We start from the raw sequence: 17,506 nt of genomic DNA, 5'->3' as shown, positions 1-17,506 counted from the left end.
TTTGATTGCGCTTTGATCCGACCAATATGGCGGCCGCGTCAACGCGGCCGCTTGCATGTTTGCAGTCCGGAGCTTATCTCGTGAGCTTCGGTGACACGCGCCGCCTGAGTTGCGGGCCATCGAGCGTGACCAAGCGGAGAATCAGGCATGGCTTCGGCTGCTGAACAACTAGCCTCGAATCTGAATTTCTCGGCCTTCGCCAAGGCGGAGGATCTGAAGAAGCGCATCTGGTTCACCATCGGTGCGCTGCTCGTCTACCGCCTCGGCACCTATATCCCACTGCCCGGCATCAATCCCGACGCTTTCGCCCAAGCCTTCTCGTCGCAGAGCAAGGGCGTGCTCGGCATGTTCAACATGTTCGCCGGCGGCGCCGTGGAGCGCATGGCGATCTTTGCCCTCGGCATCATGCCCTACATCTCCGCTTCCATCATCATGCAGCTGATGACCTCCGTCATCCCGTCTCTGGAAGCGCTGAAGAAGGAAGGCGAGCAGGGCCGCAAGGTCATCAACCAGTACACGCGCTACGGCACCGTGCTTTTGGCACTGGTCCAGGCCTATGGCATTTCTGTCGGACTGGAAGGCGGCAACGGCATCGTCAGCGATCCAGGCATGTTCTTCCGCGTCTCGACGGTCATCACGCTGGTCGGCGGCACCATGTTCCTGATGTGGCTCGGCGAGCAGATCACCGCCCGCGGCATCGGCAACGGCATTTCGCTGATCATCTTTTCCGGCATCGTCGCGGGCCTGCCGCAAGCCATCTCCGGTACGCTGGAACTTGGCCGCACCGGCGCGCTGTCGACCGGCCTAATCCTGGCGATCATCGTTCTCGCCGTCGTCGTCATCGCGCTGATCGTGTTCTTCGAACGTGCCCAGCGACGCTTGCTGATCCAGTATCCGAAGCGCCAGGTCGGCAACCGCATGTTCCAGGGCGACACCTCGCACCTGCCGCTCAAGCTCAACACGGCCGGCGTCATTCCGCCGATCTTCGCCTCTTCGCTGCTGTTGCTGCCGGCGACGGTCGCAGGCTTCTCGCAGACGACCAACATGCCTGCCTGGGCCAGCACCGTCCTGGCGGCTCTCGGCCATGGCCAGCCGCTCTACATGGCGTTCTACGCGGCGATGATCGTGTTTTTCGCCTTCTTCTATACGGCGATCGTCTTCAACCCGAAGGACACCGCCGACCAGCTCAAGAAGCATTCGGGTTTCATTCCGGGCTATCGTCCGGGCGAGCGCACCGCCGATTACATCGACTATGTTCTCACCCGCATCACCGTCGTCGGCGCCATCTATCTGGTGCTGGTGTGTCTGCTGCCCGAGTTCCTGATTTCAGCGACTGGCGTACCATTCTACCTCGGTGGCACATCGCTTCTGATCGTGGTCAGTGTAACGCTCGATACGGTGGCGCAGATTCAGGGTCACCTGATCGCGCACCAGTATGAGGGCCTGATCAAGAAGTCGAAGCTGCGCGGGGGGAAAAAGGCCAGATGAGGTTGATATTGCTTGGACCGCCAGGGGCGGGCAAGGGGACGCAAGCACAAAGACTGGTAGAAAAATACGGCATACCCCAACTCTCCACGGGCGATATGCTGCGCGCTGCTGTCCAGGCCGGCACCGAAGTCGGCAAGCGCGCCAAGGCGGTGATGGACGCGGGCGAACTGGTCTCCGACGCCATCGTCAACGCCATCGTGGCCGAGCGCATCGATCAGGCCGATTGCGCCGGGGGATTCATCCTTGACGGATACCCGCGAACCTTGGTGCAAGCGGACGCGGTTGAATCGATGCTCTCGGATCGCGGCCTCACGCTCGACGCTGTCGTCGAACTTGTCGTCGACGACAAGGCACTGGTTGGTCGAATCGGCAAGCGCGCCGAAGAGGCCAAGGCCGCCGGTCTGCCGGTACGCAAAGACGACAATCCGGCGGTGTTCGAAGAACGCCTGCGGGAGTACTACAAGAAAACGTCGCCGCTGATCGGCTACTACTATGCCAAGGGCAAGCTGAGAGGTGTCGACGGCATGGCCGACATCGATGCGGTGACGCAACAGATCGAAGTGGTGCTCGCGACTGCGACCCAAGGGACGGCAAACGGAAAATAAACGATTACGCTTGACTGAAGCGGCTCGCTGGGGTATGGCGGCCCGTCTTCCTATCAGGCATGAGGCTTGCTTGCCCGCAAGGGCAAGGCAGCCGCTTTGAACTGGAAACTCCCGCATGGGCCGGCCTCCACCGGACGCGGGGCAACTTTGATAGCGCCGGCTTGTCCGGCCCACATGGAGAAGAGAAGAACATGGCTCGTATAGCCGGCGTTAACATTCCGACCAACAAGCGCGTCGTCATTGCGCTTCAGTACATTCACGGCATTGGCAAGAACTTCGCCCAGGAGATCGTCGACAAGGTCGGCATCCCGGCCGAGCGCCGCGTCAACCAGCTGACCGACGCGGAAGTGCTGCAAATCCGCGAGACGATCGACCGCGACTATCAGGTCGAGGGCGACCTGCGCCGCGAAGTATCGATGAACATCAAGCGGCTCATGGACCTCGGCTGCTACCGCGGCCTGCGTCATCGCCGCTCGCTGCCGGTTCGCGGCCAGCGCACGCACACCAATGCGCGCACCCGCAAGGGGCCGGCCAAGTCGATCGCCGGCAAGAAGAAGTAATTTAGGGGAATATGGGAGTAGGGCAGTAGGGCAGTATGTAATGCGGCGCGGTTCGTCTGCGGCCAGACATACTCCCCTACTGCCCTATTCCCTACTCCCTTAGCAAGGTGGAGCCGCTGGCATTACGGCGGTGTAGAGATCAACTGAAAGGACCATCATGGCCAAGGAAGCCACACGTGTTCGCCGTCGCGAACGCAAGAATATCTCGTCGGGCGTTGCCCACGTCAACTCGACCTTCAACAACACGATGATCACCATCACCGACGCGCAGGGCAATTCGATTGCCTGGTCGTCGGCGGGAGCCCAGGGCTTCAAGGGGTCTCGTAAGTCGACTCCGTTCGCTGCCCAGATGGCTGCCGAAGACGTCGCCAAGAAGGCCCAGGAACACGGCATGCGCATGCTCGAGGTCGAGGTCTGCGGACCCGGCTCCGGTCGTGAATCGGCGCTGCGCGCGCTGCAGGCAGCCGGCTTCACCATCACCTCGATCCGTGACGTGACGCCGATCCCACACAATGGCTGCCGTCCGCGCAAGAAGCGCCGCGTCTAATGCATGTCGCCCAAAAGTGCGCAGCGGTTTTGGGGCAACGACATGCATAAAAACACAGACCTAAAGCGCGACGCGCTTTAGGAAATTACCGAACGCCGCGCGAACGCCAATAGCGTTCCTCCACGGCATTCCAGGTCGCCCGCCACGATTGGATGGTGGCGGGTCAACGGAAGGAAAGTATTATGATCCAGAAAAATTGGCAGGAACTGATCAAGCCGAACAAGATCGAGTTTTCGTCGAAGAAGAAGACGCTGACCACGCTGGTCGCCGAGCCGCTCGAGCGCGGCTTTGGTCTCACCCTCGGCAATGCGCTGCGTCGCGTGCTTCTGTCTTCGCTGCGCGGCGCGGCTGTGACCGCCGTGCAGATCGACGGCGTTCTGCATGAATTCTCGTCCATCGCCGGCGTGCGCGAGGACGTGACTGACATCGTCTTGAACATCAAGGAAATCGCCATCCGCATGGAAGGCGACGGCCCCAAGCGCATGGTCGTGCGCAAGCAGGGACCGGGCGCCGTTCTCGCCGGCGACATCCAGACGGTCGGCGACGTCGAGATCCTCAATCCCGACCACGTCATCTGCACGCTGGACGAGGGCGCTGAAATCCGCATGGAGTTCACCGTTGATACCGGCAAAGGCTACGTTCCGGCCGACCGCAATCGCGCCGAAGACGCGCCGATCGGCCTCATCCCGGTCGACAGCCTCTACTCGCCGGTCAAGAAGGTCTCCTACAAGGTCGAGAACACCCGCGAGGGCCAGGTTCTCGACTACGACAAGCTGACCATGACGATCGACACCGACGGTTCGATCTCGGGCGAGGACGCGGTGGCTTTCGCCGCCCGCATCCTGCAGGATCAGCTTGGCCTGTTCGTCAATTTCGACGAGCCGCAGAAGGAAGTCGCCGCCGAACAGGTGACCGAGCTTGCCTTCAACCCGGCGCTGCTCAAGAAGGTCGACGAGCTCGAGCTTTCGGTGCGGTCGGCCAACTGCCTGAAGAACGACAACATCGTCTATATCGGCGACCTGATCCAGAAGACCGAAGCCGAGATGCTGCGCACCCCGAACTTCGGCCGCAAGTCGCTGAACGAGATCAAGGAAGTCCTGGCGGCGATGGGCCTGCACCTCGGCATGGAAGTGCCGGATTGGCCGCCGGAAAACATCGAAGACCTCGCCAAGCGTTACGAAGATCAATATTAAGCTTGATCCCGAAAAGTTGCAGACTTTTCGGATAAGATCATGCGGCTAACCAACTGAGGCTGTGGCCTCTTGAACCCGGAATGAAGGAGAAGAGCCATGCGCCACGGATTTAAAGGCCGCCGGTTCGCCCGCAGCATAAGCCATCGCAAGTCAATGTTTGCCAACCTCGCCGTATCGCTGATCGAGCATGAGCAGATCCTCACCACATTGCCGAAGGCGAAGGATCTGCGTCCGATCGTCGAGAAGCTGGTGACGCTCGGCAAGCGCGGCGATCTGCATGCCCGCCGCCAGGTGATTGCCCAGATCGGCAATGAAGGCGTCGTCAAGCGCCTGTTCGACACGATCGCGCCGCGCTACGCCACCCGCAACGGCGGCTATCTGCGCATCATGAAGGCGGGCTTCCGCCACGGTGACAATGCAGCGATGGCGGTCATCGAGTTCGTCGATCGCGACACCTCGGCCAAGGGCGCGGGCGACCGTGCCCGCATCGAGGCCGAAGGCACCGACGAGGAAGCCGCAGCTGCATAAGCTTCGGTTTCCTGAGTGAGTTTAAGGGGCCTGCGGGCCCCTTTTCGCATTCCGGAGGCGGCAGGGAGCATTTGCTGCGATTTCCTGACTCAGCTCATGCCTTTCCGCCAAAAATAATTCGATTTCATCGCCTTAGCCTTTCATTTTGCACAATCGTCGGGACAATGGCGCCCGACCCGGAGGATTCGGAATGCGCATAAAACGGCTGTCCCTTGTTCTACTCTGCGCCTTGATGGCGCTGGCAGTCGTGCCGGCCGCCAGGCAGGCGCTGGCGCAGGATACCAAAGCCGATCCCGGCCTGTCCGATGTGCTGACCGACCTGCTGCGCGGCGCCGAAGGCGAAAATGCCACCTCCGGTCCAGACAAGCGCGTGCCATTCGGCCGCGAGGAGGTGCAACTGTCCTTCGCGCCGCTGGTCAAGCAGACGGCGCCGGCCGTGGTCAATGTCTATGCCTCGCAGACGGCCAGGATGAGATCGCCCTTCGACGGCGATCCGTTCTTCGAAGAGTTCTTCGGCCGTTCGCAGCCGCGTGCGCAGTCCTCGCTCGGCTCCGGCGTGCTGGTCGATCCGACGGGCATAGTGGTCACCAATTTCCACGTCATCAAGGATGCCGATCAGGTCAAGGTCGCCACCGCGGACGGGCGTGAATTCGACAGCAAGGTGCTGCTCAAGGACGAGACGCTTGACCTCGCCGTGCTCAAGATCTCCGCCGACAAGCCATTTCCGGTCGTCGCCATCGGTGATTCCGACGCGCTCGAGGTTGGCGACCTGTTGCTGGCCATCGGCAATCCCTTCGGTGTCGGCCAGACCACAACCAGCGGCATCGTTTCGGCGCTTGCCCGCAGCCACATCGGCGTTTCCGATTCCAGTTTCTTCATCCAGACCGACGCCGCGATCAATCCCGGCAACTCCGGCGGTGCGCTGATCAACATGGGCGGCCAGCTGGTCGGCATCAACACGGCGATCTACAGCCGCAGCGGCGGCTCGATCGGCATCGGCTTTGCTATTCCCTCCAACATGGTTCGCGCTTTTGCCGATGCGGCCAAGGCCGGACGCGACTTCTTCGAACGGCCCTATATCGGCGCCGAATTCGAGCGCGTGACGCCGCAGATCGCCGAATCGCTCGGCATGGAGACCTCGACCGGCGCGCTGGTCTCGTCTGTCGAAGCAGCAGGGCCGGCGGCCACAGCGGGGCTCAAGGCCGGCGACGTCGTGCTGTCGCTCAACGGCACGCCGGTCGAGAGTATCGAGGCGCTGGATTACCGGATGGCGACGCTGTCGATCGGCACCAGTGCCAGCTTCGCCGTGCTGAGCAAAGGCCAGCAAGCGACGATGGACATCGCGCTGGAGCGCGCGCCGGAAGGTACAAAGCTCGCGGAAGTGACGCTGCGCGGCCGCAGCCCATTTTCCGGTGCCAAGGTTGCTGAACTGTCGCCTCGGCTCGCCCAGCGGCTCGGCATGCGCACGGATGCCAAGGGCGTTACCGTGATCGACATCAATCGCGGTTCGCCCGCAGCCGGTTTCGGCTTCCAGCCGGGCGACATCGTTCGCGAGGTCAATGGCTTGACCATCGATACCGCAGCGACCCTGGAACAGGCATCCATGCAGGAGACTCGCTGGTGGCGCTTTACCGTCGAGCGCGGCGGGCAGATACTGCGCCAGGTGTTGCGTTACTAAGCCCGAACTCGATCCTTCGGACGAGATCGCGCTCCAACGAAAAGAAGTGCATGGCCGATCTGTTCAGTGTCGATGAACCGGAAAAAGCGCCGCCCGGCAGGCCGCTGGCCGACCGACTGCGCCCGAAGAACCTTGCCGAGGTCGTTGGCCAGGAGCATCTGACCGGGCCCGACGGCGCACTGACGCGGCTCATCGGATCAGGCTCGCTCGGCTCGATGATCTTCTGGGGGCCGCCGGGGACGGGCAAGACTACCGTCGCGCGGTTGCTTGCCGGCGAAACCAGCCTTGCCTTCGAACAGATATCGGCGGTGTTTTCCGGCGTCGCCGATTTGAAAAAAGTGTTCGAGACGGCGAAGCTGCGTCGCACCAATGGCCGCCAGACGCTGCTTTTCGTCGACGAGATCCATCGCTTCAACCGCGCCCAGCAGGACAGTTTTCTGCCTGTGATGGAAGACGGCACCGTCGTGCTGGTTGGCGCCACCACCGAGAATCCGTCCTTCGAGCTGAATGCCGCGCTGTTGTCCCGCGCCCGCGTGCTGGTCTTCCATTCGCTCGGTGAGGACAGCATCGCCAAGCTGCTGGCGCGGGCGGAGGAGACCGAGGGCAGGGGGCTGCCGCTCGACGACGAGGCGAGGGCAATGCTCATCCGCATGAGCGATGGCGATGGCCGCGCGGCGCTGACGCTGGCCGAAGAGGTCTGGCGCGCCGCCAAATCAGGCGAGGTGTTCGGCGCCGAAGGCCTGCAGCGCATCGTCCAGCGCCGCGCGCCGATCTACGACAAGGGCCAGGACGGCCACTACAATCTGATCTCGGCGCTGCACAAATCGGTGCGCGGCTCCGACCCGGACGCCGCCCTCTATTATCTCGCCCGCATGTTCGACGCCGGCGAGGATCCGCTCTATCTCGGCCGCCGGCTGGTGCGCATGGCGATGGAGGATATCGGGCTGGCCGACCCGCAGGCGCTGGTCATCGCCAATGCCGCCAAGGATGCCTACGACTATCTGGGCTCGCCAGAGGGCGAGCTCGCCTTTGCCGAGGCCACCGTCTATCTCGCCAGCGCGCCCAAATCCAACGCTGTCTACACCGCCTTCAAGGCCGCCACGCAGGCGGCGAAGGAGTTCGGCTCGCTGCTGCCGCCCAAACACATCCTCAACGCGCCGACCAAGCTGATGAAGGAAGAAGACTACGGCGCGGGCTATCGTTACGACCACGACGAGCCGGACGCTTTTTCCGGACAGGATTATTTTCCGGAAAAGATGGGCCGCCACACATTTTATGATCCGCCCGAGCGCGGTTTCGAGCGTGATATCAGGAAACGGCTCGACTATTGGGCGAAGCTGCGCAGTGAGCGGGAAAAGTAGACCCGCACAGTTTTTCCATTCGGGACGGCGCCGCATGCTGAGCAGCAGGGATTGACCGAGCCCGCCCTGTAAGGGCAGTACACGGCGATGATCAATCTCCTCCTCGTTGCCGCGGGTGGCGCTATTGGTGCGGGGCTGCGCCACGTCACCAATTTCGTTGCGCTGCGTCTTGTCGGCCCGAGTTTTCCCTGGGGCACGATGGCGATCAATATCGTCGGCTCCTTTGCCATGGGCCTGTTCATCGCGACCCTGGCGCGGCGCTACGGCGGATCGAACGAGCTTCGGCTGTTCGTTGCCACCGGCATCCTCGGCGGTTTCACCACCTTCTCCGCCTTTTCGCTCGATTTCGCGACGCTGTGGGAGCGTGGAGCGACGCTGCCGGCGTTCGGATATGCCCTTGCCAGCCTCATTGGCGCGATCATTGCCCTGTTTCTGGGTCTTTGGCTCGCAAGAAGCCTGCCTTAATGCTATTGCCCCCGCTTGCAGCACCGCGCGTCCCTTAGGACGCGCAAGGACGCTGTAGCATTTTGATTTTGCGCACGACCCTTTCCGAAAATCGATTTCAGGTCATGCGCTAGAAACGGGTAAAACGAGACAATGGCAGGCGTAGAACAGATCACGGTGGAGGCCGGCGAGGCGGGCATGCGGCTCGACCGCTGGTTCAAGACCCATTTTCCGGGCCTTGGCTTCGGCCATCTGCAAAAACTGCTGCGCTCCGGCCAGATCCGTGTCGATGGCGGCAGGGTGAAAGCCGATACCCGCGTCGAGCCCGGCCAGATGGTTCGCATCCCGCCGCTCGAAGTGGACAAGAAAGGCGAGAGCCCGCTCACCGGTCACTCGATCCGCAACCAGGGCGACGCCGACGTTCTGGCCAAGATGCTGATCCATGAAGATCCGAAAGTCTTCGTCTTCAACAAGCCGGCCGGCCTCGCCGTCCAGGGTGGCTCGGGCGTCACCCGCAATGTCGACGACATGCTGGAAGCCTGGCGCAGCCAGAAAGGCGAGAAACCGCGTCTGGTGCATCGGCTCGACCGCGACACGTCCGGCGTGCTGGTCGTCGCTCGCACCAGGCTCGCCGCCATGAAGCTCGCCGAGGCGTTCCGGGCGCGTGAGACCAAGAAGACCTACTGGGCGCTGGTCAAGGGCGTGCCGCCGAAACGCGAGGACAAGATCTCGACCTGGCTGATCAAGGAGCCGACACCGGACGGCGACCGCGTGCGCGTCGCAAAACATGGCGAAAAGGGCGCCGACCATGCCGTGTCCTACTACCGCATCATCGAGCAGGCGGCGCAGACGATGACCTGGCTGGAGATGGAGCCCTATACCGGCCGCACCCACCAGCTTCGCGTCCATGCCGCACACATCGGCTGCCCGATCATCGGCGATCCCAAATATTTCGAGGCCGACACCAATTGGGATTTTCCCGGCGGCATGCAGAACCGCTTGCATCTGCACGCGCGCCGCATCGTCATTCCGCATCCCGACAAGGGTTTTATCGACGTCACCGCACCGATGCCGCCGCATATGCGCCAGAGCTGGAACCTGATCGGCTTCGATGACGCGAGCGCGGAGGACTAGAGCCTGTGGGTATTGCCACCGATACGCTCGACCGCCGCGACACGGTCGACATGGCGGCCGCCGCCATCATGGTCGGGCTGACCTTTTCCTGGGGGCTGAACTATGTCGCCGCCAAGATCTCCTATGCCGGCTACGATCCCGTTTTCCTGTCGATCGCACGGTCGGTCATTGGCGGGCTATGCGTTCTCGTCTGGTGCCGCTGGCGCGGCATTGTGCTTTTTGCCCGCGACGGAACGCTTGTCGCGGGTATTCTGGCGGGCGCGCTTTTTGGTCTCGAATTCCTGTTTCTCTATGTCGGGCTCGAACAGACGACCGTCGCGCGCAACACCTTGCTGGTCAATACCATGCCGTTCTGGGTGCTGGTCGGCGGGCATTTCCTGCTGGGCGAACGCATCACCGTGCGCCGGCTCGTCGGCCTTCTGCTGGCTTTCGCCGGATTGGTCGCGGTGTTCTCCGACCAGTTGAGCGCCGATAATGGCGCGACATTGACCGGTGACCTGCTCAGCCTCGGCGCCGGCATTCTCTGGGCCTTGACCTACATCGTCATCAAGCGGACGAAATTGGCGGAAACGAGCGCCGAGAAATTGCTGCTCTACCAACTGGCCGGCGCTGCCGTGGTAGGCGCCTTGGTGCTGCCTTTCGCCGGGCCGCCCGTCCGCGACTTCGCCGCCTTGCCGACCTTGGCCCTGCTTTTCCAGGCGGTCTACATCGTTGCCTTCACCTATGTGCTGTGGTTCTGGCTGATCAGGCGCTATCCGGCATCGGGCCTGTCGAGCTTCACCTTCCTGTCGCCGGTGTTCGGCGTTCTGTGCGGCGCCATCTTCTTGAACGAGTCGCTGACCATCCGTATTTTCCTGGCACTCGGCCTCATCGCAGCCGGCCTGATCATTGTGAACCGGCCGGCCCGAAAACAGATCCCCGGATGAAAGGCTCCGGCATGCGCGATATCCTCAACGACCTCGAAGCGGGAAAGCACCTTTCCGATCCGGACCCGGTGCGCCGTGCCCAGATCCAGATGAAGACGCACCTGCCGAAACGCTTCTACAAAGCCGTTTCGGTCGCACCAGCCGAAGATGGTTTTGCCGTTCATCTCGATGGCAAGCCGGTCCGCACGCCGGGCAAGGCGCTGCTGGTGCTGCCGTCCGAAAAAGCGGCCGCTCTGGTCGCCGACGAGTTCGCTGCGCAAGGTGAGACCATCGACCCGGTGGCGATGCCGATCATGCGTCTGGTCAATACGGCCATCGACGGCGTCGCCAGCGACCCGCAAGCGGTGCTGGAGGACATCCTGCGCTTCGCCTCGTCCGATCTGCTCTGCTATCGCGCCGACGCTCCACAAGGGCTGGTCGACCGGCAGAACGAACATTGGGATCCCATCATCGATTGGGCGCGGAGCGCGCTCGGTGCCCGGTTTCACCTCGCCGAAGGGGTGATCCATGTCGAGCAGCCGCGTGAGAGCATCGCGGTGCTCGGTGTTCATCTTGCCCAGCGTGCCGACCCGCTTCGGCTGGCGGCCATCCACGTCATGACATCGCTGACGGGATCGGCCCTGCTGGCGCTGGCCGTCGATTTCGGCGAGATCGACGGCGACGCAGCCTGGGCTGCCGGCCATGTCGACGAGGATTGGCAGGCCGAGCACTGGGGCCATGACGCGGAAGCTGTCGCGCGCCGCTCGGCCCGGAAGCGCGACATGATGGCCGCCGTCGGCCTGCTCGAGGCGCTCAAGGGCTGACCGCAATCGCTCCGCATTGAACCAAAGTCATAATCCCAAAGACGGTCTGCCTCTGGGCGGCGCTTTCTGTCATTTCTTGCGGCGGTAGCTGCGCGAGTTCGTGTCCAGAGGCACGACATCGCGCAGCATCAAGCACAGCGAGATATCACGGGAGGACGAATTCATGGTAATGGCAGCGACCGCCGGCAGAGCAAGCCGCGGCATGACGCGGGAAGAGAAGAAAGTCATCTTCGCTTCCTCACTCGGCACCGTTTTCGAATGGTATGATTTTTATCTCTATGGCGCGTTGGCGGCCGCGATCGGTGCGGCATTCTTCGCCTCTTATCCAGAGGCGACGCGCAACATTTTTACGCTGCTGGTTTTCGCCGCCGGCTTCCTCGTACGCCCGTTCGGCGCGCTGGTGTTCGGCCGCATCGGCGATCTGGTCGGCCGCAAATACACGTTCCTTGTCACCATCATGATCATGGGCCTTTCGACTTTCCTGGTCGGCCTGCTGCCGGGTTCGGCGAGCTGGGGCATTGCGGCGCCCATTATCCTGATTGCGCTGCGCATGCTGCAGGGCCTGGCGCTCGGCGGTGAATATGGTGGCGCGGCGACCTATGTCGCCGAGCATGCTCCCGACGACCGCCGTGGCTTCTACACGTCGTGGATCCAGACGACGGCGACGCTCGGCCTGTTCCTGTCGCTGATCGTCATCCTGATCGTGCAGAATTCGCTGAGCAAGGAGGATTTCGCGGCCTGGGGCTGGCGTATCCCATTCCTGCTGTCAGCCATCTTGCTCGGCATATCGGTCTGGATTCGCCTGTCACTTGCCGAATCGCCGACCTTCCAGCGCATGAAGGACGAGGGCAAGGGCTCCAAGGCACCGCTGACGGAAGCCTTCGGACAGTGGAAGAATGCCAAGATCGCACTGCTCGCGCTGCTCGGCCTCACCGCCGGCCAGGCCGTGGTCTGGTACAACGGCCAGTTCTACGCGCTGTTCTTCTTGGCGAATGTGCTCAAGGTCGATCCTCAGTCGGTCAACATCATGATCGCCATCGCTCTGGCGCTCGGCACGATCTTCTTCGTCGTATTCGGCTGGCTCTCCGACAAGATTGGCCGCAAGCCGATCATCATGGCGGGCCTGGCGCTGGCGATCGTCACCACCTTTCCGCTGTTCAAGGCGCTGACCTGGGCAGCCAACCCGGCGCTCGCCACTGCGCAGCAAAACACCCGTGCCACGATTACCGCTGCGCCTGGCGACTGCAAGTTCCAGTTCAATCCGACCGGAACGCGCAAGCCTCTCACGTCGTGCGATATTGCGACGGACTTCCTTGCCAAGAGCTCCGTGCCCTATGACATTGTCACGACAGCGGCACCGGGGACCGCGGCCAGTGTCAAGATCGGCACCGAAACGGTGGCGTCCTATGATGCCGTGGCAGCCGCTGACAAGGCAACGTCAAGCGACGCTGCCTTCAAGAAGGCAATCAACATTGCGTTGCAGGACGGCGGCTATCCGCTCAAGCGTGCTGCGGCCAAGGTCGCCGACCAGAAGCTTGACGCCTTCGTCACGGCCAATCCGGAACTGAAGCTCGACGCCGCCGCAATCCGCGCCGGCGACAAGACGACGGTTGCGGTCGACCAGGCGATTAAGGACAAGCTGCTGACGGCCGATGAGGCTGCGGCGGGAGCGCCCGAGATCACCGTCTACAACGTCCCGGAAGCAGGCGCTTTTGCGATGTTTGCCGACCCTGCACAGGTCAGCTGGGCAAAGGTCATCGGCATCCTGTTCATCCTGGTCCTTTACGTGACCATGGTCTACGGACCGATCGCCGCGATCCTGGTCGAGATGTTCCCGACACGCATCCGCTACACCGGCATGTCATTGCCCTATCACATCGGCAATGGCTGGTTCGGAGGCCTGCTGCCAGCAACGGTGTTCGCGCTCAGCGCCTACAAGGGCGACATCTATTACGGCCTCTGGTATCCGGTGGTGATCGCGGCGATGTCGCTGATCATCGGTATGATTTTCGTCAAGGATACGCTGGGAACGAACTTGCACGCCAAGACCTGATCCTGGCCTGACGGCGAAAATGAAAAGCCCGGCGCGAGTGATCGCGCCGGGCTTTTCAATTCGTCGGAAGCGAGGCGGAAGGAAAGGCCTTTAGCTCTTCCGCTCCTGTTTCTCTTCCTCGATGGCCGCTTCGTGATACCAGCCGCTTCCGAAATCCGTACGGTTGCGCAATGAAGCAAGTTCTGCCGCGAACTTAGCCTTTCCGCTTAAATTTGAGGCAGAAGCGCGCGCTGCCACCGGGAACATCAGAATCTTGGCCGACTGACGGGCAGGGGTGATTTCCATTGTCGGTCTCCTTTCTTCTGCAGAGCCTTGCCGATTCAATCTTTCCCGAAGATAGGTTCTGCAATCCAGTTAGGCAATATGATTATAAAAAGATCAGCAACTGCCTATTATTTATACAAAACATGCTTGTGATTGATCCGGACGCATTGCGATGGCGACGCAACGAATTTGTCGGGATGCAGCGTCAGTTTTGTCGCATCCTTTGCCGGTGAAAATGGCACACGAATTGCTTTTTAATAATCCGGCAGGTCGGCTGCAGGGTGGCTGGCACGCCGGCGCCGTCCAAGGTTCGGTGATCAAAGCAACGAGAGGCTAGAATGACGAAATACAAGCTCGAGTACATTTGGCTCGATGGATACACCCCGGTTCCCAACCTTCGCGGAAAGACGCAGATCAAGGAATATGCCGAGTTCCCGACGCTCGACCAGCTTCCGCTGTGGGGCTTCGACGGTTCTTCGACCATGCAGGCCGAGGGCCACTCGTCCGACTGCGTGCTGAAGCCGGTCGCCATCTATCCGGATCCCGCGCGCACCAATGGCGTGCTCGTCATGTGCGAAGTCATGATGCCGGATGGCGTGACGCCGCATGCATCCAACAAGCGCGCCACCATCCTCGACGACGAGGGCGCCTGGTTCGGCTTCGAGCAGGAGTATTTCTTCTACAAGGACGGCCGCCCGCTCGGCTTCCCCGAAAGTGGCTATCCTGCGCCGCAAGGCCCGTACTACACCGGCGTCGGCTACAGCAATGTCGGCAGCGTCGCCAGGCAGATCGTCGAGGAGCATCTCGACCTCTGCCTTGCCGCCGGCATCAACCATGAAGGCATCAACGCCGAGGTCGCCAAGGGCCAGTGGGAATTCCAGATTTTCGGCAAGGGCTCCAAGAAGGCCGCCGACCAGATGTGGATGGCCCGCTACCTGATGCAGCGCCTCACCGAGAAATACGGCATCGACATCGAATACCACTGCAAGCCGCTCGGCGACACCGACTGGAATGGCTCCGGCATGCACGCCAATTTCTCGACCGCCCATATGCGCGAAGTCGGCGGCAAGGCCTATTTCGAGGCGCTGATGGCCGCCTTCGACAAAAACCTGATGGACCACATCGCTGTCTATGGCCCTGACAACGACAAGCGTTTGACCGGCAAGCATGAGACCGCGCCGTGGAACAGGTTCAGCTATGGCATCGCCGACCGCGGCGCCTCGATCCGAGTGCCGCATTCCTTCATCAACAACGGCTATAAGGGTTATCTCGAGGATCGCCGCCCGAACTCGCAGGGCGACCCCTACCAGATCGCTTCCCAGATCCTGAAGACGATCGCCAGCGTGGATACGGCGGAGAAGAAGGCCGCGGCCTGAGCATTCCTCACGGCGTAGACGCCAGCGTCTGCGCCGTGATGTGGCTCTGTCATGTCGGCGGTGCTGGTGGCTGGCTCTTAGGACAAATGACATGAAAAAAACCCCGGCGTCGCGATGCCGGGGTTTTTCTTTGACTCTTCGGTCCGTTCAGACCGAATAGGATATATCAGATTGCGTTCGCGTCAATTACAGTAGTAAAATCAAAAGGGTAAGCGACGGCCCGAACCACCTGTCTCCCAACGTTCCGAGCCAGCCAGACGACGGCATTTGCGCGGCTTGGTAAGCGTCGTTGGAACACAGTAGATTCAGTTGCGACTCGATTGGGGAGGGGCAACGAAGATGGCTCAGGAACTCGACAGACCTATTCAAGATAAGCGCGGCGATCGACTCGGCAGGGGACCTTTTGTCGAGCAACTGACTAACGCACTCGTAGACAAGAACACCGAAAAATCGTCCGGTTTGATCGTATCGTTGATCGGCGCATGGGGGAGTGGTAAGTCGAGCACCTTAAATCTGTTGGAGAACGACGTAAGGGTTCGCTATCCGAATTCAATTGTTCTTCGTTTCGATCCTTGGCTTATTGCGAATAGAGACGATTTGGTTCGGCAATTTTTGTCTGACCTCGGTAAGATTTTAGAGAAAGATGACGGTCCATCTGCGAAGGCAGCACAGGCAGCCGGAAAGCTTTTGTCTGACTACGACGGTGTGATCAGCGCCGGCATCGAGGCAACCAGTTTGCTCCCAATTCCGGGTCTACCGTACCTGCTCAAAGTCGGCAAAAGCGCGCTCACAAAGACAGATAAAACGCTTCACCAATTGAAGGCTGACATCACTAAAGAGATGGAGGGAATCTCTTATCCGATTGTCGTCTTGATTGATGAGGTCGATCGGCTGGACGACGGGGAGGTTCTGGAGATTATGCGGCTTGTCAAAGCCGTCGCCGACTTCCCAAACGTATCCTACCTGATTGCCTATGACATCGACCGGGTAGTCGAAGCGTTGGGTGCAAGCGCGCGAAATGCTGACGACGCGAGCCAGCGCGGACGCTCCTACCTCGAAAAAATCGTTCAGCACCAAGTGTTTCTTCCGGCATTGTTCGAAGCCGAACTAGTTGAAATGTTTCGTGCGGAGGTTAAAGCCGTTGTCGGTGACTACCAGTTGCCTGCTTCACGGTCCTCCGACGAACCGTATGCCACGGTCGAAAACGCGATCTTCCCGAACCTCATTCGAACGCCACGCGATTTGAAGCGGTGTATCGGCATATTCCGCGCGCTGTACTTGATGGTTGGCGATGAGGTGAGTTGGATCGATCTTCTTGGCTACGCGACTCTTCTGGCAAAATCACCGAGTCTCACTGAGCGTATCAAGAACGACCCCATATTCTTTTCGTCGGACTTCACGCGCGGAGGGACATCATTTCTCCGATACGGGATCGATGGACCTAGCCCGGCAGAACAGTTAGGTGAGTTGTTGGGCGAGCGCCATGAAAAGCGTCCCGACATAAAGCTATTGCACGCATTGTTCCCGCGCTTCTTGGAAAGACAGCGGCCTAGCGACGATCACAGTCGCATTGAGCACTACCGCGCCCTTAGCTTCCTGATCCGCCAAGGGACGCCGCCCGGAGCGTTGCCGATAAATAACGTTCGGGAGTTGTTTTCTAAGACCAATGTTGAGATTGGCGCTTACTGCGATACTGCTGTGCAGGCCGGGCAATTCGACGACCTGAACTACATCCTATCGTATCACTATCGAAACTTCGATAATTGCGCACATACCTCCTTCTGGGCGTCATTAGCAGGATGGTGCCGCAAACCAGATGCGACCATTCCGACATCGCATGATCCCCGAGTCGGCTATTTAGAAATTATCGAGAGTACCTTTTCCTCTGCCGTATCGAGGTCTCAGCCGCTTGCTGAAAGCGCAGTCGAGATCGTTTTTGGAGCAAGCTCGATCGGGAATTTCGAGTTCGCCTCGCGGCTTTTGCGCAATCAAGTTTGGGCACATGGCCTATTTGGCAAAAAACCAAGGTCAGATTTCACAAAGATCGGTGATGCCAAGCGATGGGAGGAGATCTGCCTAAGACTCGGAAAGGACTGGAAGCAGAGGCACCTTGAGACCGATTGGTTTTTTCAAAACTGGAAGGAGTCGCCGGTCTGGTTCCTCTTGAACGTTGACCTCTGGGATGACGCTTGCCGTCAGCGGCTCGATAAACTGACCGAGGACGAGGTCGCCTTCGAAGCGTTGGTTATGATGGTCTTCGGTAGACATTATTTAGTCGAAAAATCCGGAGTTGAATCGTTGATCGGCTGGGACAGTTTTAAGCGGAAGTTCGACCGGCTGGAAGCAGGTCTAGCAAAAGGACACCTTTTGCCGCCAGACGTAACCGATGCCGTGGATAAGGTGAAAGATCGACTCGACAGCGGGAAACCCACAGAGTCCCTTTTCAAAAACCAGACAGATGAGGCGTAGGAGCAGTGTCGTGTAGATCGCTGCTGAGCTTGATGTTCTGGCAGTCAACAATTCAGGGTGGATGGGGCACTTTGTTG

16 protein-coding genes are annotated in these 17,506 nt (G+C 60.6%); 15 read left to right on the top strand and 1 reads right to left on the bottom strand.

All coding sequences use genetic code 11. The annotated features are described in order from the left end of the window. Positions 1 to 147 precede the first annotated feature (147 nt). The 13 genes from secY to EJ075_RS29085 all read left to right on the top strand — a co-directional run bounded on the left by secY (position 148) and on the right by EJ075_RS29085 (position 13,320). Positions 148 to 1,488 (top strand): preprotein translocase subunit SecY, encoded by a 1,341-nt coding sequence (gene secY / locus EJ075_RS29145; protein WP_095488570.1) that lies wholly within the window; start codon positions 148 to 150, stop codon positions 1,486 to 1,488. Next, the gene (locus EJ075_RS29140) at positions 1,485 to 2,093 is read left to right on the top strand and encodes an adenylate kinase (protein ID WP_126106698.1); all 609 of its coding nucleotides are present in this window, start codon (positions 1,485 to 1,487) and stop codon (positions 2,091 to 2,093) included. Before secY ends, EJ075_RS29140 begins: the two co-directional genes overlap by 4 nt. 191 nt (positions 2,094 to 2,284) lie before the next feature. Beyond that, a complete protein-coding gene (gene rpsM / locus EJ075_RS29135) occupies positions 2,285 to 2,653 on the top strand; it encodes a 30S ribosomal protein S13 (protein ID WP_029352234.1) in 369 nt (122 codons plus the stop codon). 157 nt (positions 2,654 to 2,810) lie between these two features. Next, entirely contained in the window at positions 2,811 to 3,200 is a 390-nt protein-coding gene (rpsK, locus tag EJ075_RS29130; protein WP_023799279.1) for a 30S ribosomal protein S11, read from the top strand. A gap of 182 nt (positions 3,201 to 3,382) precedes the next feature. Then, positions 3,383 to 4,393, top strand: coding sequence for a DNA-directed RNA polymerase subunit alpha (locus EJ075_RS29125; protein ID WP_023799278.1), 1,011 nt, complete (start codon positions 3,383 to 3,385; stop codon positions 4,391 to 4,393). A 96-nt stretch (positions 4,394 to 4,489) separates the two neighbouring features. Beyond that, positions 4,490 to 4,921, top strand: coding sequence for a 50S ribosomal protein L17 (gene rplQ / locus EJ075_RS29120; protein WP_023799277.1), 432 nt, complete (start codon positions 4,490 to 4,492; stop codon positions 4,919 to 4,921). Positions 4,922 to 5,111: 190 nt separating this feature from the next. Beyond that, positions 5,112 to 6,599: a DegQ family serine endoprotease gene (locus EJ075_RS29115; RefSeq protein WP_126106697.1), complete on the top strand. Its 1,488-nt coding sequence runs from the start codon at positions 5,112 to 5,114 to the stop codon at positions 6,597 to 6,599. Positions 6,600 to 6,649: 50 nt separating this feature from the next. Further along, positions 6,650 to 7,960, top strand: a complete 1,311-nt coding sequence (locus EJ075_RS29110; protein ID WP_126106696.1) for a replication-associated recombination protein A — start codon at positions 6,650 to 6,652, stop codon at positions 7,958 to 7,960. 87 nt (positions 7,961 to 8,047) lie between these two features. Then, positions 8,048 to 8,425, top strand: a complete 378-nt coding sequence (gene crcB / locus EJ075_RS29105; RefSeq protein WP_126106695.1) for a fluoride efflux transporter CrcB — start codon at positions 8,048 to 8,050, stop codon at positions 8,423 to 8,425. A 132-nt stretch (positions 8,426 to 8,557) separates the two neighbouring features. Next, positions 8,558 to 9,538 carry an RluA family pseudouridine synthase gene (locus tag EJ075_RS29100; protein ID WP_126106694.1) on the top strand — a complete coding sequence of 327 codons (981 nt, stop codon included), beginning with the start codon at positions 8,558 to 8,560 and terminating at the stop codon, positions 9,536 to 9,538. A gap of 50 nt (positions 9,539 to 9,588) precedes the next feature. Then, entirely contained in the window at positions 9,589 to 10,464 is an 876-nt protein-coding gene (locus EJ075_RS29095) for a DMT family transporter (RefSeq protein ID WP_164547328.1), read from the top strand. Between the two features lie 11 nt (positions 10,465 to 10,475). Next, positions 10,476 to 11,267, top strand: a complete 792-nt coding sequence (locus EJ075_RS29090; protein ID WP_126106692.1) for an ATP12 family chaperone protein — start codon at positions 10,476 to 10,478, stop codon at positions 11,265 to 11,267. Positions 11,268 to 11,430: 163 nt separating this feature from the next. Next, positions 11,431 to 13,320 carry an MFS transporter gene (locus EJ075_RS29085; RefSeq protein ID WP_126106691.1) on the top strand — a complete coding sequence of 630 codons (1,890 nt, stop codon included), beginning with the start codon at positions 11,431 to 11,433 and terminating at the stop codon, positions 13,318 to 13,320. A 90-nt stretch (positions 13,321 to 13,410) separates the two neighbouring features. Here EJ075_RS29085 and EJ075_RS29080 read toward each other — a convergent pair whose 3' ends face one another. Then, entirely contained in the window at positions 13,411 to 13,605 is a 195-nt protein-coding gene (locus EJ075_RS29080) for a DUF2735 domain-containing protein (RefSeq protein WP_126106690.1), read from the bottom strand. Positions 13,606 to 13,922: 317 nt separating this feature from the next. Between EJ075_RS29080 and EJ075_RS29075 the strand changes: the two genes are divergently transcribed. Next, on the top strand, positions 13,923 to 14,960 hold the full coding sequence (locus EJ075_RS29075) for a glutamine synthetase beta-grasp domain-containing protein (protein WP_126106689.1): 1,038 nt from the start codon (positions 13,923 to 13,925) through the stop codon (positions 14,958 to 14,960). Between the two features lie 339 nt (positions 14,961 to 15,299). Further along, positions 15,300 to 17,429 carry a P-loop NTPase fold protein gene (locus EJ075_RS29070; RefSeq protein ID WP_126106688.1) on the top strand — a complete coding sequence of 710 codons (2,130 nt, stop codon included), beginning with the start codon at positions 15,300 to 15,302 and terminating at the stop codon, positions 17,427 to 17,429. Positions 17,430 to 17,506: the final 77 nt, after the last annotated feature.

Source organism: Mesorhizobium sp. M6A.T.Cr.TU.016.01.1.1 (assembly GCF_003952585.1).
In the GTDB taxonomy this organism is placed as follows: Bacteria; Pseudomonadota; Alphaproteobacteria; order Rhizobiales; family Rhizobiaceae; genus Mesorhizobium; species Mesorhizobium mediterraneum.
This window is presented reverse-complemented; position numbering and strand designations above follow the sequence as displayed.